The 15072-nt window shown below is 73.7% G+C and carries 10 protein-coding genes; 7 read left to right on the top strand and 3 right to left on the bottom strand.

Annotated elements, in window-relative coordinates; genetic code table 11:
* Positions 1-26: 26 nt before the first annotated feature.
* The 4 genes from ACIBKX_RS08485 to ACIBKX_RS08470 all read left to right on the top strand — a co-directional run bounded on the left by ACIBKX_RS08485 (position 27) and on the right by ACIBKX_RS08470 (position 6874).
* Positions 27-839, top strand: a complete 813-nt coding sequence (locus ACIBKX_RS08485) for a carbohydrate ABC transporter permease (protein ID WP_363271136.1) — start codon at positions 27-29, stop codon at positions 837-839.
* A gap of 29 nt (positions 840-868) precedes the next feature.
* Positions 869-4033: an alpha-mannosidase gene (locus ACIBKX_RS08480; protein WP_363271135.1), complete on the top strand. Its 3165-nt coding sequence runs from the start codon at positions 869-871 to the stop codon at positions 4031-4033.
* Positions 4034-4086: 53 nt separating this feature from the next.
* A complete protein-coding gene (locus ACIBKX_RS08475; RefSeq protein WP_363271134.1) occupies positions 4087-5781 on the top strand; it encodes a hypothetical protein in 1695 nt (564 codons plus the stop codon).
* Between the two features lie 64 nt (positions 5782-5845).
* Positions 5846-6874 (top strand): LacI family DNA-binding transcriptional regulator, encoded by a 1029-nt coding sequence (locus ACIBKX_RS08470; protein ID WP_363271133.1) that lies wholly within the window; start codon positions 5846-5848, stop codon positions 6872-6874.
* A gap of 6 nt (positions 6875-6880) precedes the next feature.
* Here ACIBKX_RS08470 and ACIBKX_RS08465 read toward each other — a convergent pair whose 3' ends face one another.
* The 3 genes from ACIBKX_RS08465 to ACIBKX_RS08455 form a co-directional block, all read right to left on the bottom strand.
* Positions 6881-7672 carry a transglutaminase domain-containing protein gene (locus tag ACIBKX_RS08465; protein WP_363271132.1) on the bottom strand — a complete coding sequence of 264 codons (792 nt, stop codon included), beginning with the start codon at positions 7670-7672 and terminating at the stop codon, positions 6881-6883.
* Positions 7669-8301, bottom strand: coding sequence for a CGNR zinc finger domain-containing protein (locus tag ACIBKX_RS08460; RefSeq protein ID WP_363271131.1), 633 nt, complete (start codon positions 8299-8301; stop codon positions 7669-7671). The genes ACIBKX_RS08465 and ACIBKX_RS08460 overlap by 4 nt, the downstream gene beginning before the upstream one ends.
* 120 nt (positions 8302-8421) lie before the next feature.
* The gene (locus tag ACIBKX_RS08455; RefSeq protein ID WP_363271130.1) at positions 8422-9546 is read right to left on the bottom strand and encodes an NADH:flavin oxidoreductase; all 1125 of its coding nucleotides are present in this window, start codon (positions 9544-9546) and stop codon (positions 8422-8424) included.
* Between the two features lie 169 nt (positions 9547-9715).
* Here ACIBKX_RS08455 and ACIBKX_RS08450 point away from each other — a divergent pair, with 169 nt between their 5' ends.
* The 3 genes from ACIBKX_RS08450 (at position 9716) to ACIBKX_RS08440 (ending at position 15043) form a co-directional block, all read left to right on the top strand.
* Complete coding sequence (locus tag ACIBKX_RS08450) at positions 9716-10855, top strand: diaminopropionate ammonia-lyase (RefSeq protein ID WP_363271129.1); 1140 nt, start codon at positions 9716-9718, stop codon at positions 10853-10855.
* A gap of 61 nt (positions 10856-10916) precedes the next feature.
* A complete protein-coding gene (locus ACIBKX_RS08445; protein WP_363271128.1) occupies positions 10917-13520 on the top strand; it encodes an AAA family ATPase in 2604 nt (867 codons plus the stop codon).
* Between the two features lie 125 nt (positions 13521-13645).
* The gene (locus ACIBKX_RS08440; protein ID WP_363271127.1) at positions 13646-15043 is read left to right on the top strand and encodes an FAD-binding oxidoreductase; all 1398 of its coding nucleotides are present in this window, start codon (positions 13646-13648) and stop codon (positions 15041-15043) included.
* Positions 15044-15072 lie beyond the last annotated feature (29 nt).

The following is a 15072-nucleotide window of genomic DNA, read 5'->3' as shown; positions in this document are numbered from 1 at the left end:
CGCCCGCACCCGAGGAGGAGACCCCCATGGGACGCACGGTGCGCAATCTCTTCGTCGTCGGCTGTGTGGCGCTCTGGCTGATCCCGATGTATCTGCTGATCGTCAACGCGCTGACCCCGGCCGCCGAGTACGCGGGCAGGCCCGAGTGGACCCCACAGGGCTTCGACCTCGTCGACAACGTCAGGACCGCCTGGAGCGACGCGGGCATCGGCGACAGCTTCCAGGCCTCCCTCCTGTACGCCGTCGTCTCCGGGGCGGTGGCGGTGCTCGTCGCGGCCATGGCGGCGTTCGCCGTGGTCGTCCTGCCGATCCCCAGGCCCGCCTTCTGGTTCTGGCTGATCTACTCCGGCACGCTCTTCCCGCTCCAGATGTTCCTCGCGCCGCTCTTCGGCCTGTACGCGGACGCCGATCTGTACGACACGAGGCTCGGCCTGATGCTGGTGTACGCCGCCTGGGCCGTGCCGTTCGCGTTCTTCCTGATCCGCAATCAGCTGACCACCATGCCGCCGGAGGTGACCGAGGCCGCGCTCATCGACGGGGCGTCCATGCGGCGGATCTTCTGGCGCATCCACGTACCGCTGATGAGGGCGGGGCTCGGCGCCGCGTTCATCTTCCAGTTCACCGCCGTCTGGAACGACCTGCTCCTCGGCATCACCCTCAGCCGCAGCGCCGAGGTCCAGCCGGTGATGGCGTCGCTGAAGACCCTCTACGACGCCTACAGCTCGGCGGGGCCGCCCGTCATCCTGGCCGGCGCGCTGGTCGTGTCGCTGCCCACGCTCCTCGTCTTCCTGGTGTTCCGCGGCCTGTTCCTGCGCGGCGTCACCGCATCAGCCCGCTGACCCCGACCACCCCTCCGGGAGAGATCCGCATGACGACACGGGCCCTCGTCCGCACCACCGACTGGGACAACGACCGGATACGGGACAGCCTCCGCGCCAGTGTGGTCGGCGCCGAGGGCCCACTGGACGGGGGAGTGTTCCGCCTCACCGGAGAACCGCTCATGCGGCACGCGCAGGACGGCACCCTCCTCCAGTCACTTCGCGTCGAGCCCGTCAACGGGGCGGTGATCCCGGCTGAGTTGACGGTCCGTACGGAAGCCGGTGCCGCGCTCCGCGTGGAGCGGGTCGCCGGGCCCGGCCGTTCGGTACGGCTCCTGGTGCCCGCCGTCGACACGCCCACCCGCGTCACCGTCGGCACGCCGCGGGGCCCGGACGGCATCGAGGTGACCCTCGACCCGCAACGGCAGTGGACCATCCACCTCGTCCACCACTCCCACCTCGACATCGGCTACACCGACCCGCAGGGACACGTCCTCGCCGAACACCTCTCCTTCCTCGACTCCTGTCTGGAGCTCACCGAAGCCACCGACGACTGGCCGGCCGAGTCCCGATTCCGCTGGTGCGTCGAGTCGTTGTGGTCCTTCCGGCAGTGGGCCGACGCCCGCCCCGCCGAGCAGGTGGCGGAGTTCGTACGCCGGGTCCGCGAGGGACGCATCGAGCTGACCGCGATGCCGTTCAACCTGCACACCGAGACCTGCTCCACGGACGAACTGCACGAACTCCTGCGCCTCGCCCACGACATCCGCGACGAGCACGGCGTCGACTTCACCTCCGCCATGCAGACCGACGTGCCCGGCGCGGTCGTCGGACTCGTCGACGCGCTGGCCTCCGCCGGGGTCAAGTACCTGTCCGTGGCGCACAATTGGGCCGGACGCTCGGTGCCCCACCTGGTCGGCGGCGAGAAGCTGCCCCGGCTCTTCCGGTGGCGCGCCCCCAGCGGCAGCAGTGTCCTCGTCTGGGTCACCGACACCCCGCACGGCCTCGCCTACATGGAAGGCCCGCTGCTCGGCTTCGACACGGACTACGCGGACGTCGACGACCTGCTGCCCGCCTATCTGACCTCCCTCGCCGGCCACCCGTACCCCTACCGGGGCGGCATCTTCGGCTGGGCCATGGACCAGGCCGAGATCAAGCGCGAGCCCTACCCCTGGGACATCCTCCACCTGCGCGTCCAGGGCAAGTTCGGCGACAACGCGCCGCCCCGCCGGATCATCGCCGACACCGTACGCCGCTGGAACGAGACCTGGGCCCACCCCCGGCTCCGGCTCTCCCGCAACGAGGACTTCTTCGCCGATGCGGAGGCCAGGCTCGGCGACGCGATCCAGACCTTCGAGGGCGACTGGACCGACTGGTGGGTCGACGGGGTGGGGTCGGGGGCCCGCCCCTTGTCCCTCGCCCGCACCGCACAGTCCGTGGTCGCCGACGCCCAGACCATCGGCACGTTCGCGGGAATCCTCGGCGCCACGGGGGCCGAGGAGGACAGCGCGGACGCCGCCGGGGTCTATGAGGCGGTGTCGCTCTTCGACGAGCACACCTGGGGCGCCGGCGACCCCTGGACCCACGGCGACGAGGGCGGGCACAGCGGCGAGCAGCAGTGGCACTGGAAGTACGGGCAGGCGCTGCGCGCGTACGACGACGGGAACGCGCTCATCGGCCGGGCGGGCGCCCGGCTCGGGCAGCGGCTCCCGGTGACGCCGGGCGCGGCGGCGACGTACCACGTCGTCAACACCTGCTCCTGGCCGCGCACCGACGTCGTACGGATCTTCCTGCCGGAGAGCAGTGTGCCGCTGGAGCGCTCCGTGAGCGTCCACGACGCCCGCGACGGGCGTCAACTGGTGTGCGAGGAACGGCCGCAGAGCAACGAGGACCACCGCGACGCCGGGCGCTTCCTCCTCGTCCGTGTCGACGAGGTGCCGCCCGTGGGGACGGTGCGCCTGGACGTCGTCGCCGAGCGGGACGGAGCCGCCACGGACGCGGAGGCCTCGACGGTGAAGGCCGCCACCGGCTGGAACCCGACCGGCGGCACCGAACGCGAGGACCCCGCCGAGAGCGCGGCCGAGGCGCTCGCGCACCCCGACCCGACGCTCCTGGAGAACGAACACCTGGCTGTCCGCGTCGACTTGGCACACGCCTGCGTCGCGTCGGTCCTCGACAAGAGGTCCGGCCGCGAACTCGTCGGCGAGAACGCCGTGATCGGCTTCAACGGCTACCTCCACGACAGCTACACCACCGCCGGAGCCTTCAACCACAACTCCAGCCGTACGACGGCCTCGGAGCGCCTCGAACACCTCGGCGCGCGTGCCGTGGCGCCGCCCGCCGCGCTCATCGCCCGCCGGTCCACCGCGACGGCGGAGTCGATCACCTACGAGACCCGGCCCGCCGGAGCCGAACGGCTGCGCGTGACACTCACGCTGCCGCACGGCGTGCCCCGCCTCGACATCGAGAACAGGCTCGACAAGGGGGCGACCCTCGCGAAGGAGAGCGCCTACTTCGCGTTCCCCTTCGCCTTCGACGCGCCGCGCGTCCGGATGGAGGCCTCCGGTGGCCTCACCGGCAACTCCCTTCCCGTGGTGCCGGGTTCGGCCCTGCACATGCGGGCCGTACGCCGCTGGGTGACCCTCGCGGACGACGGCCTCGCGGTGGCCTGGTCCACGCAGGACGCGCCGCTCGTGCAGTTCGGCAACATCGCCCTGCCCTACGCGCCGTTCCCGAAGACGATGGCGCACGACGAGCCCGCCACCGTCTACTCCTGGATCCACAACAACCTCTGGGACACCAACTTCCCGAGCGAGCAGGGCTTCGAGTTCACCTACCGCTACAGCCTGGCCTGCGGTCCCACCGCCGAAGGGCTCGGGCCGCGCACGGCGGCGGCCTGGAGCAGGCCGCTGCGTGCCGTGCGGGCCAGGGGCGGGGCGGGCGGCGGACAGGCGTCGCTCGCCTTCGCCGACCTCGGCGACCCGCGCGTCCGCCTCGTCGGCGCGACCACGCCACGCCCCGGCGAAGTCCTGCTGCGCCTCCAGTCCTTCGCCGAGGATCCGCTCGACTGCCCCGTACGCGTCCACTTCCCGGTCGCCGCGGCCCACGTCGCGGACTATCGGGGCGCGGCGGGCAGCCAACTGCCGCTCTCCGACGGCGAAGTGACCATCGGCATCCCCGCGCTCGGTACGACCGCGCTGCTCCTCGTCCGCCCCTGAACCACCCCGCCCTGTGCAGATCCCGCCACCACGAACCGCACCAAGGAGCACGCGTGTACCGGCTCGACCCGCGCTACGCCCCGGCACCGGGGACCGTCCTGACCGGCGACTGGCAGGCCGTGGCGGCCCAACTGCCGCCAGGGCCCGCCATCGTCGCCGTCGAGGGCCCGCCGACCGCCGACTGGGACACCCTCGCGGCCCGCCTCACCGCCGACTGCCCCGTCCCCGTACGGACCCTCGACATCCGCGCCCACTACGCGCCGCCCGACGAAGTGCGCCGCCGCACCATGAGCCCGGCGGACACCGCCGACCCGTACTACTGCCGGCTCGCCGGGAACCCGCTGCGCGACCTCTTCGACGAACTCCCGCAGCCGGCCACCCCCTTGGTGGGTCTGCTGCTCGTGTACGGCCCCGGCGCCTCCCTGGTCGCGCACGACGTGCTCTGGTACGCCGACCTGCCCAGGCGGTACGCGGAGGCGGCGACCGTCGCCGGGAAGGGTGCCCAGCTCGGGCTGCCGGGTGAACGGGCGCAGTTGAAGCGGCTGTTCTACGTGGACTGGCCGATCCTCGACCGGCACCGCGACGCCCTCGCGGGCCGCCTGGACGGCTGGCTCGACGTGCAGGACCCGCGCCGCCCCGTGTACGTCGACGGCGACGGACTACGCGCGACGTACGCCGAGTTGGCGCACCGCCCCGTGCGCACCCGCCCCTTCTTCAACTCGACGCCCTGGGGCGGCCATTGGGGCCAGCGGCGGCTCGGCTTCAACCCCGAGGCGCGCAACACGGCCCTCGGCTACGAACTCATCGCCCCCGAAGCGGGCATCCTCGTCGGCCACACCCCCGAGACCCAGGCGGAGGTGCCCTTCCAGCTGCTCTGCGTCCTGCACCCCGGAGAGCTGCTCGGCCCCGAGGTGCACGCTCGGTTCGGCACGTCCTTCCCGATCCGCTTCGACTACCTGGACACCGTGGGCGGCGGCGACCTCTCGGTGCACTGCCATCCCAAGGAGCCGTACATGCGGGAGCGGTTCGGCTGGGACTACACCCAGCACGAGACGTACTACCTGACGCTCGGCGGCCCCGACACCCGCGTCTTCCTCGGCCTGCGCGAGGACGCCGACCCCGACCGCTTCCGCAAGGAGATCGAGGAGGCCGCGCACGACGGCGTGCCGATGGACCCGGCCGACCACGTCCTGACGTTCCCCGCCGAACAGGGCCGCCTCTTCATGATCCCGGCGGGCACGCCGCACGCCAGCGGCGCGGGCAACCTCGTACTGGAGATCAGCGCCACGCCGTACCTCTACAGCCTGCGCTTCTACGACTGGCTCCGCCCCGACGCGGACGGCAACCCCCGACCCCTGCCCTACGAGCACGGACTCGCCAACCTGGAGACCGGGCGGCGGGGCGACGCCGTGGCCCGCGAGCTGGTGCGGGAGCCGCGCGTGCTGCGGAGCGGGGACGGCTGGCGCGAGGAACTCCTGGGCGCCCTGGACGAGATGTTCTACGAGGTGCGCCGCTACACCCTCGACGCGGGCAGCGCCGCCGAGGATCACACGCGGGGCCGCTTCCATGTGCTGAACGTCGTCGCGGGCGAGGGCATCGTCGTCGAGACGGGGACGGGCCACCGGCACGCCCTGTCGTACGCGGAGACCCTGACGGTCCCGGCGTCCGTCGGCGGCTACCGGATGGTGCCGCAGGGCGGCCCGGCCCAGGTGGTGAAGGCGCTGGTGCGCGACGGCTCGGCGGGGTGAGGGGCACCCTGGGGGATACTCGTGCGGGCACGGCCGCCCGGTGAACGATGAGGGAGCGGAGAACATGCCCGAGCCGCAGCCGCCGAAGGGCGCAGGGCAACCCACCCTGCGGGACGTCGCGGAGCGCGCCGACGTCAGCGCGATGACCGCGTCCCGCGTCCTGCGGGACGACCCCCGTGTGCTGCCCGCCACCCGCGCCAGGGTCCGCGCCGCCGCGGCCGAGCTCGGCTACCGGCCCAACGAGGTCGCCCGCAGCCTGCGGCTCGGCAAGGGGACCGGCCTGGTCGGGCTCGTCGTCACCAACCTGGCCAACCCCTTCTACTCGCGTCTCGCCCTCGGCGTCGACTCGGTGATCGCCGGCGACGGACTGAAGACCGTCATCGGCAACACCGGGCAGGACCTGGAGAGCGAGCGCGCACTCGTCGCCGACCTCGTCGCACGCCGCGTCGACGGCATCATCGCCGTGCCCGCCGCGGCCGACCAGCGGCATCTCGCCGCCGCTGTGGCCAAGGGCGTACCCGTCGTGCTCGCCAGCCGGCCGCCCGAGGGGTTCTCCGCCGACTGCGTCCTGGTCGACGACTTCGGCGGCGCCCGCGACGCCACCGCACGGCTGATCGCCGGGGGCCACCGCCGGATCGGGTTCCTCGGCTCACCGCCCGCCGTCTACACCGGCGTCGAGCGGCTGCGCGGCTACACCGAAGCCCTCGTCGCGGCCGGCATCCCGGCCGACGCCCGCTACGTACGACAGGGCCAGACCGAGCCGCTCGAAGCCGAGCACGCCGCCGCCGGCCTGCTGACGCTGCCCGAGCCGCCCACCGCGCTGTTCTGCTCCAACAACCGCAACACCATAGGGGCGTTCCGGGCCATCCGGGTGAGCGGCGGCGACACCGCGCTCGCCGGCTTCGACGACTTCGAACTGGCCGACGCGCTGGGCCTGCCGCTCACCCTCGTCGCGTACGACAGCGATGAACTGGGCCGCACGGCGGGCCGGCTCCTCGCGGAGCGGATGCGGGAGGGGAAGCCGGGCGCCGGGACCGCCGGACCGGCGCGGCGCATCGTGACCCCCACCAGCCTTGTGGAGTACGGCGGTTGAGTCCCGTCAGCCGAGGGTGACCCGCGCGCCCGCGGCGCGGCGGCCGAGCACCGGCTCCGCCACCAGCCGCGCGGTGCGGCACAGGGTCTGGCCGTGCCGGGCGAACAGGCCGTCACGGGAGTCGAAGTGCCCCAGGTCGACCAGGACATGGGCCGACAGGTCGCAGGACGCGCCGTCCGCCGGGCAGGCCGTCGCCCCGTCCCAGTCGACCGCCGTCCGGGACAGCGCCTCGAACAGCGTCTCCGCGCCCGAGTTGGTGAAACCGCTGCCGCGCAGTCCGCTCAACTCGTCGAGACCGCCGAAGAGTTCCGAGACCGGAAGCCACGGGGCGTCGCCCGCGACCCGGAACTCCGGCCATGCGAGCAGCACCTCGTCCGGCACGATCCGCCGCAGCCGGGGGAAGCGCGGATACCAGAACGCCCCGTCCACCAGGAGCCCGCGCACCCGCGTCGCCACCCCGGAGGCCCGCGCCACGGCCTCCAGCACGGCGAGCCGCTGACTGCACGAGCCGCGCCCCCGCCGCAGGGTCTCCGACACCGGCCGCTCGTCCTGCACCGAGTACACCGGGCGTACGGTCGCCGCGATCCGCCCGTGCGCCCGGCGCAGCGTCGCCAGCAACTGGGCGGGATCCTGGGCGAGCCCCGATTCCGGGCCGCCGAGGCTGCGGATCAGCTCGGCGACGAGGGGGTTCTCCCAGTCGAGTATCGGCGTCGGTTCGGTGCCGCCCTCGGCCGTGCCCGCGACCACGCTCCCGGCCGCGCGGTTCCGGCCCCGCGGCCGCAGCAGTGAACTGGTCATGAGGGCTCCCGGGTGGACGATGCCGCTTGAGTGGCCGACGCCGCGTCCGCGCGGCGGCGTTGACGTGAGGCGCGCAGGTTCGCGGCGTTCCCGCAGCCGCGCGTGGAGTGCCAGACGGCGCTGTTGTTGCGGGAGCGGTCGTAGAACGCCGTGGCACAGCGTTCGTTGCGGCAGATCTTCAGGCGCCGCCACTCGCCGGTCGTCTGGGCGAGCAGCGCCTCGCAGAGCACCGCCGACGTCAGCCAGCGCCAGCCCTCGCCCTCCGGCTCCGCGGTCAGCGCGGCGTCGCCGTGCAGGCTGACCTGGAGGGCGCAGGACGTGAAGCGGGCGGTGTCGCCGCTCTCCGCGCCGCACCGGGAGAGCAGGGCCCGCCGCAGCTGCTCGCGCAGTTGCCGCAGCTTCGGCAGGTCCGTTTCGGTGAGCGTCAGCCGCACGGGCGTCCGCCCCGTCTTCTCGGCCCAGGTCGCCAGCGCCACGGAGAGCCAGCCCCGCGCGGCGGCCACGTCCCCGAGGAGATCGGGGTCCGGGCGGCCGCAGGCGGGCGGCGCGGTGTTGAGGATGTCCTGCACGAGCCCCAGGCCGCCGGGCACGGCAGTGGGGAAGTAGCGCTCGGTGGCAGGCCAGGTCATGCGCATATCGTACGCGACGCCCGGTGACAGTGGCTCAGGGCGTACGCCTACGTCGTGCGGGATCGGCGGCCCCGGCCCACGCCATCCCGGAGGGCGGCACGGACCGGGGCCGCACCCGCCTCAGGCCAGGCTCTTCAACAGGGACTTGTCGAACGGCAGCGCCTCGCCGAGCCGGTCGGCGAGCGCCTTGGCCGCCCACTCGGGGTCGGCGATGAGCGCGCGGCCCACCGCGACGAGGTCGAACTCGTCCCGCTCCAGACGGTCGAGCAGCGGGTCGATGCCGGTCGACGCGGACGGCGCCGCCCAGCCCTTCGGCCCGACGAACTCCTGGTCGAGGCCGACCGAGCCGACCGTGACCACCGGCTTCCCGGACACCTTCTTCACCCAGCCCGCGAGGTTCAGGTCGCTGCCCTCGAACTCCGGCAGCCAGTAGCGGCGCGTCGAGGCGTGCAGCACGTCCACACCGGCCTCCACCAGCGGCGTGAGCAGCCGCTCCAGCTCCTCGGGAGTCTCGGCGAGCTTCGCGTCGTAGCTGCCGGACTTCCACTGCGAGAGCCGGAAGAAGACGGGGAACGAGGGCGAGACGACGGAGCGCACGGCCGCCACGATCTCGGCGGCGAACCGGGTGCGCGCCGCCAGGTCGCCGCCGTAGCCGTCGGTCCGCCGGTTGGTGCGCTCCCAGAGGAACTGGTCGATCAAGTAGCCGTGGGCGCCGTGCAGTTCGACCCCGTCGAAGCCGATGCGCTCGGCGTTCGCCGCCGCCTGTGCGAACGCCCGGATCACCGCGTCGACGTCGTCGGCCGTCAGGGCGCTGCCCTTCGGCTCCCCGTCGAGGCCGATGCCGGACGGGCCCGCCGACGGGGCGGAGGGCACCGGTCCCGCGCCCTCGGTGCGGGCGACGCCGACGTGCCAGAGCTGCGGGATGATCTTCCCGCCCTCCTGGTGCACCGCGTCGACCACCTTGCGCCAGCCCTCCAGCGCGTCCTCGCCGTGGAAGCGCGGCACCCGGTCGCTGGTCCCGGCCGATGCGTGATCGACGTACGTCCCCTCGGTGATGATCAGGCCGACTCCGGCGGCGGCCCGGCGGGCGTAGTACTCCGCCACGTCCGCGCCCGGCACGCCGCCCGGCGAGAACTCCCTGGTCATGGGCGCCATCACGATCCGGTTGGGGACGGTGAGACTGCCGACGCTGAACGGCCGGTCGAGGGTCTGGGGGGTGCGTGCGGTCTGCGACGCCGAGGTCATGCGTCCTCCTGGCAGGGGGAAACGGAGATCATCCTGCGATCCATACGGAGATCATCCTGCGATCTATGACGTAAGCGTACGTGCTTTGCTCATGTCGACGATCGCGGGGCCCCCGTTCGCCTCCCTTCACGCCCTGGACCGTGCGCCGGGCGGGCCGCAGGCTGTCCGCATGGCTCAGAACTCCGAGATCCCCGTGTCCCGTCGCAGCGCGCCCTCCTGGTACGCCAGACCCGCCGCCCGCACCTGGTCCTGCGCCCCCGCAGCCATCGAACCCCGGTCCTTTCACGCCGCGCTGCCCGGATACGCGCCCACACCACTCGCCGAACTCCCGCGACTGGCCGATGAGTTGAACGTCGGCAGGGTCTTCGTCAAGGACGAGTCGGCGCGGCTCGGGCTGCCCGCCTTCAAGGCGCTCGGCGCGTCCTGGGCGGTGCACCGGATCCTCGCCGAGCGGGCCGCCGCGAACGGCCCGGACCCGGCAGGACCGCTGACCCTCGTCACTGCCACCGACGGCAACCACGGCCGTGCGGTCGCCCGCACCGCCCGGCTGCTCGGTCTGCGCGCGCACGTCTTCGTGTCGAAGGGCGTGCACCCGGCGGCAGCGGCCGCGATCGCCGCCGAGGGTGCCGAGGTCACCGAAGCCGCCGGGCCCTACGACGAGGCCGTGCGGCAGGCCGCGGCAGCCGCAGAGGTGCCCGGTGCGGTGCTCGTGCAGGACTCCGGGCGGCCCGGCTACGAGCGGATTCCGGGGTGGATCGTCGAGGGCTACTCGACCCTGTTCCGGGAGATCGACGAGCAGCTCGCCGCCGCGGGCGTCGTATCGCCGGACCTGGTGGCCGTGCCCGTCGGTGTCGGTTCGCTGGCCCAGGCCGCCGTCACGCACTACCGCGCACGCACCGCGCGCCCCGCCCCTCCGGCGCTGCTCGCCGTGGAGCCGGAGGCCGCGCCCTGCGTCCTGGAGAGCCTGGTCCGGGGCGCGGCGACGAGCATCGTCACGGGCGACACCGCGATGGCGGGGCTGAACTGCGGCACTCCGTCCGGCACCGCCTGGCCCCAGCTGCGCGACGGCCTGGACGCCGCGATCGCCGTGACCGAGGACGCCGCCGCCCGCGCCGCCCGTGACCTCGCCGCGCTCGGCGTCCCGTCCGGACCGTGCGGAGCCGCGCCGCTCGCCGGCGTCCGGGCCGCCCTGACGGGTGAGGGCTCGGTGGCCCGCCGCGCGGAACTCGCCCTGCGTCCCGAGTCGGCCCTCGTCCTCCTGAGCACGGAGGGCACGGAGGCCAACCCGCATCACCAGGAGGCCCGTTGACGGCTACGACGCCCCGCGCGGGCCAGGGTCGAACAGCCTTGCGCGTGGGAGAATCCGAGGCGTGGACGGGGGGATCCTCGAACGGGACGCGGAGCTGGCCCGGCTGGTCGCCGCCGCACGGGAAGCGGTCGACGGCGCGGGTTCCGTGGCGCTCGTCTTCGGCGAGGCGGGTATCGGCAAGTCGACCTTGGTGGATGCCCTGCGCAGCACCCTGTCGCCGCAGGCCCGCGTGCTGGTCGGGCAGTGCGACGACCTGGCGACGCGGCGCCCGCTCGGCCCCTTCCGGGATCTCGCGGGCAGCGTAGGGGCCGAGCTTGCACGGGCGGTGGCGGAGGGCGGCGACCGGCACCGGGTGTACGAGGCGCTGCGGGCCGAGCTGTCCGACCCGGCCCGACCGGCGGTGCTCGTCGTAGAGGACGTGCACTGGGCGGACGAGGCCTCGCTCGACGCCCTGCGGTTCCTCGTACGCCGGGTTGGCCGGCTGCCCGCCGTCCTTGTGCTGACGTACCGGGACGACGAGTTGGGCCGCGCGCACCCGCTGCGCGACCTGTTGGGCCAGGCGTCTCGCGCTGCCCGCGTGCACCGCGTCCCGCTGCCGCGCCTCTCCCGGCACGCGGTGCGCGCGCTGAGCGCCCGCAGCCGGCTCGATCCCGCGCAGGTGTACGCCGTCACATCGGGCAACCCCTTCTACGTCGCCGAGGTCGTCGCGGCCGGCGACACCGGCGAGGTCCCGCCGACCGTGGTGGACGCCGTCCTCGCCAGACTCCGCGGCCTCGACACCGCCACCCGCGACACCCTGGAGCAGCTAGCCGTGGTCCCGTCGGCGGTCGAGCGCCCCCTCGTCGAGGCCCTTCTCCCCTGCGGTGTCGGACAGTTGGCGGCGGCCGAACGGCACGGGCTGCTGGTCGTGACCCCGGAGCGGGTGACCTTCCGGCACGAGATCATCCGCCGCGCGGTCGCCGACTCGCTGCCCTGCGCGCGCCGCATCCAGCTCAACCGCAACGTCCTCGCCGTGCTGGTCGCCGATCCCGGCGCCGACTCCTCCCGCATCGTCCACCACGCGGCGCAGGCGGGCGACATGGACGCCGTCGCCCGGTACGGACCCGATGCGGCGCGGGACGCCGCCCGCACCGGAGCCCACCGCGAGGCCGCCGCCCAGCTGCGGCTCGTCCTGGAGCAGCGGCAGCGCTTCGGGCCCGCCGAACTCGCCGACCTCCTGGAGCGGTTCGCGGTGGAGAGCTACACCATCGCCGACTCACCGGCCGCCGTGTGCGCCGAGCGCGAGGCTGTCGCCCTGCGCCGGTCGCTCGGGGACCGCCGCGCCCTGGGCGCCGATCTGCGCTGGCTGTCCCGGATCCACTGGTGGGCGGGCGACGCCGACGCGGCACAGGAAGCCGCCCGCGAGGCCATCGACGTACTCGAACAGGCCGGTGACGAGCGGCTGTTGGCGCTGGCCCTCAGCAACACGGCCCAGCTGCGGATGCTGTCCGACCGGTACGCGGAGGCCATCGGGTACGGCGAACGCGCCATCACCCTCGCCCGGCGGACGGGCGACGACGTGATCCTCGCGCACGCCCTGAACAACGTGGGCACCGCGCGCTGGCGCGGTGGCGACCCGCTGGGGCGCCCGCAGCTGGAGGAGAGCCTCGAGGTCGCGCTCAAGGCCGACGAGCCCGAGCACGCCTGCCGCGCCTACGCCAATGTCATCTGGACTCTCCTGGAGAACCTCCGGTTCGCGGAGGCCGACCGGTTCCTCGGGCCCGCCCTGGAGTACGCCGACCGCACGGAACAGCTGGGCTTCCTCTGCTACCTCCAAGTGGAGCTTGCGCTGCGGCAGTTCGCCGGGGGCGCGTGGGGCGAGGCGGAGAAGTACGCGGGCATCGGCGACGCCTGCGCCTTCGCCCCCGCGCGCTGCCCCGCCCTGACCGTCCTCGCACGCGTACGGATCAGGCGCGGCGCACCCGGCGGCGACGAACTCCTCACCCAGGCACGGGAGATCGCCGCCCGCACAAGAGAGTTGCAGCGCACGGCCCCGGTCGCGGCGGCCCACGCCGAGTCCGCCTGGCTGCGCGGCGACCGGGCTGCCGTGCTCGCCGCCGTCGAACCGCTCTACGAGCAGGCGCGCGACCTCGCCGCGGCCCCGTACCGCGCGGAACTCGCCCACTGGCTGGCCAAGGCGGGACGGCCGGTGCCCGACGACGGCTCCGGGCATCCCTACGCCCTGCAGGCCGCGGGCCGGTGGCGGGCGGCAGCCGAGGCCTGGCGGACGGCGGGCTGCCCCTACGAGCACGCGGCCGCCTTGGCGGAGAGCCCGGACCCGGCGGACAAACTCACCGCGCTCGCCGCCCTGGACGGCCTCGGCGCCCTGCCGCTCGCCCGGCTCGTCCGCGCCGAGCTGCGCGCCCTGGGCGTGACCCGCATCCCCCGCGGCCCGCACGCGGCGACCCGCGGCAACCCGGCGGGCCTCACGGGCCGCCAGCTCCAGGTCGTCCGGCTCCTCGTGGAGGGACTGACGAACATGGAGATAGCCGCCCGCCTCGTCCTCTCCGTGCGCACGGTCGACAACCACGTCCGCGCGGTCCTGGAGAAGCTGGGTGCCCGCAGCAGACGCGAGGTCGCCGCCAGGCTCGCGGAGATCGAGCCGCCGCCCGACCGGGAAAAGTAGGTAGCGGCCGTGAGCGAGCTGGGTGCCGGGCACGGATGCCGGGGCGCCGCAATGCACATAGAAAGAGGCGCACCGGACATCCAGCGCGACCGGACACACGCATCCAGCACGGGGGAGTACATGTGATGACGCCTGCTGCCGCAGCACGCCATGAACTGATGGAATTCAAGGGCCGGTTGATCGGCCCCGACGACGCCGGGTACGACGCGGCCCGTGCCGTCTACAACGCGATGGCCGACAAACGGCCCGCGCTCGTCGCCCGCTGCACCGACGCCGACGACGTCTCCCAGGTGATCCGCTTCGCCCGCGAGCACGCGCTGCCGCTCGCGGTCCGCGGCGGCGGCCACCACGGAGCGGGCCTCGGCACCTGCGACGGCGGCGTCGTCGCCGATCTCTCGCCGCTCAAGTCGGTCGAGGTCGACCCGGCGGCCCGCACGGTCCGGGTCGGCGGCGGCTGCGTCTGGGGCGAGGTCGACCGCGCCACGCACGAGCACGGCCTGGCCACACCGAGCGGCATCATCTCCACCACCGGCGTCGGCGGACTCGCCCTCGGCGGCGGACTCGGCCATCTCACCCGCAGGTTCGGGCTGAGCGTCGACAACATCCTGGAGGCCGAGGTCGTCCTGGCCGACGGCCGCCGGGTGCGGGCGAGCGCCGACGAGAACGCCGACCTGCACTGGGCGATCCGCGGGGGCGGCGGCAACTTCGGCGTCGTCACCTCCTTCGTCTTCCGCCTGCACGAGCTGAGCACGGTCGTCGCAGGACCCACCTTCTGGCCCGCCGAGCAGGGCGCCGAAGTCCTCGCCGCCTACCGGGAGTTCCTGCCCGAGGCGCCGCGCGACGTGAACGGCTTCTTCATGTACGGCACCGTGCCCCCGGCCCCGCCCTTCCCGGAGGACCTGCATCTGCGCAAGGTCGCCGGCGTCGTCTGGTGCAACACCACCGACGACACCGACGCGGCCGCCCGCGCCATGGCACCCCTGCTCGACGCGCTGCCCGAGCCGCTCCTGCACGCCGTCGCGCCGATGCCGCACCCCACCCTGCAGTCCATGTTCGACGGGCTCTACCCGCCCGGCGACCAGTGGTACTGGCGGGCGGACTTCGTCGACTCGATCCCCGACGAGGCGATCGCCCTGCACGCCAAGTTCGGCCCCGACGTGCCGACCATGCAGTCGACGATGCACCTGTACCCGATCGACGGCGCCGCCCACGACCACGGCTCCACGGACACCGCCTGGAGCTACCGGGACGCCCGCTGGGCGAGCGTCTACGCCGGAGTGGACCCCGACCCGGCCAACGCGGGCCTGATCAAACGCTGGACCGTCGACTACTTCGATGCCCTGCACCCGTACTCGGCGGGCGGTGCCTACGTGAACATGATGATGGACGAGGGGCAGGAACGCGTACGGGCGAGCTACCGCGACAACTACGCCCGCCTGGCCGCGGTGAAGTCGTCCTACGACCCGGAGAACGTCTTCCGCCTCAACCAGAACATCGAACCGGATCCGCGCCGCGCCGGGTGACCCCGAAGGCCCGCCCGGCGCGCTCCCGC

This window comes from Streptomyces sp. NPDC050658 (assembly GCF_044457025.1).
In the GTDB taxonomy this organism is placed as follows: Bacteria; Actinomycetota; Actinomycetes; order Streptomycetales; family Streptomycetaceae; genus Streptomyces.
The sequence above is the reverse complement of the archived record's forward strand: the minus strand, read 5'-3'. Positions and strand labels throughout refer to the sequence as shown.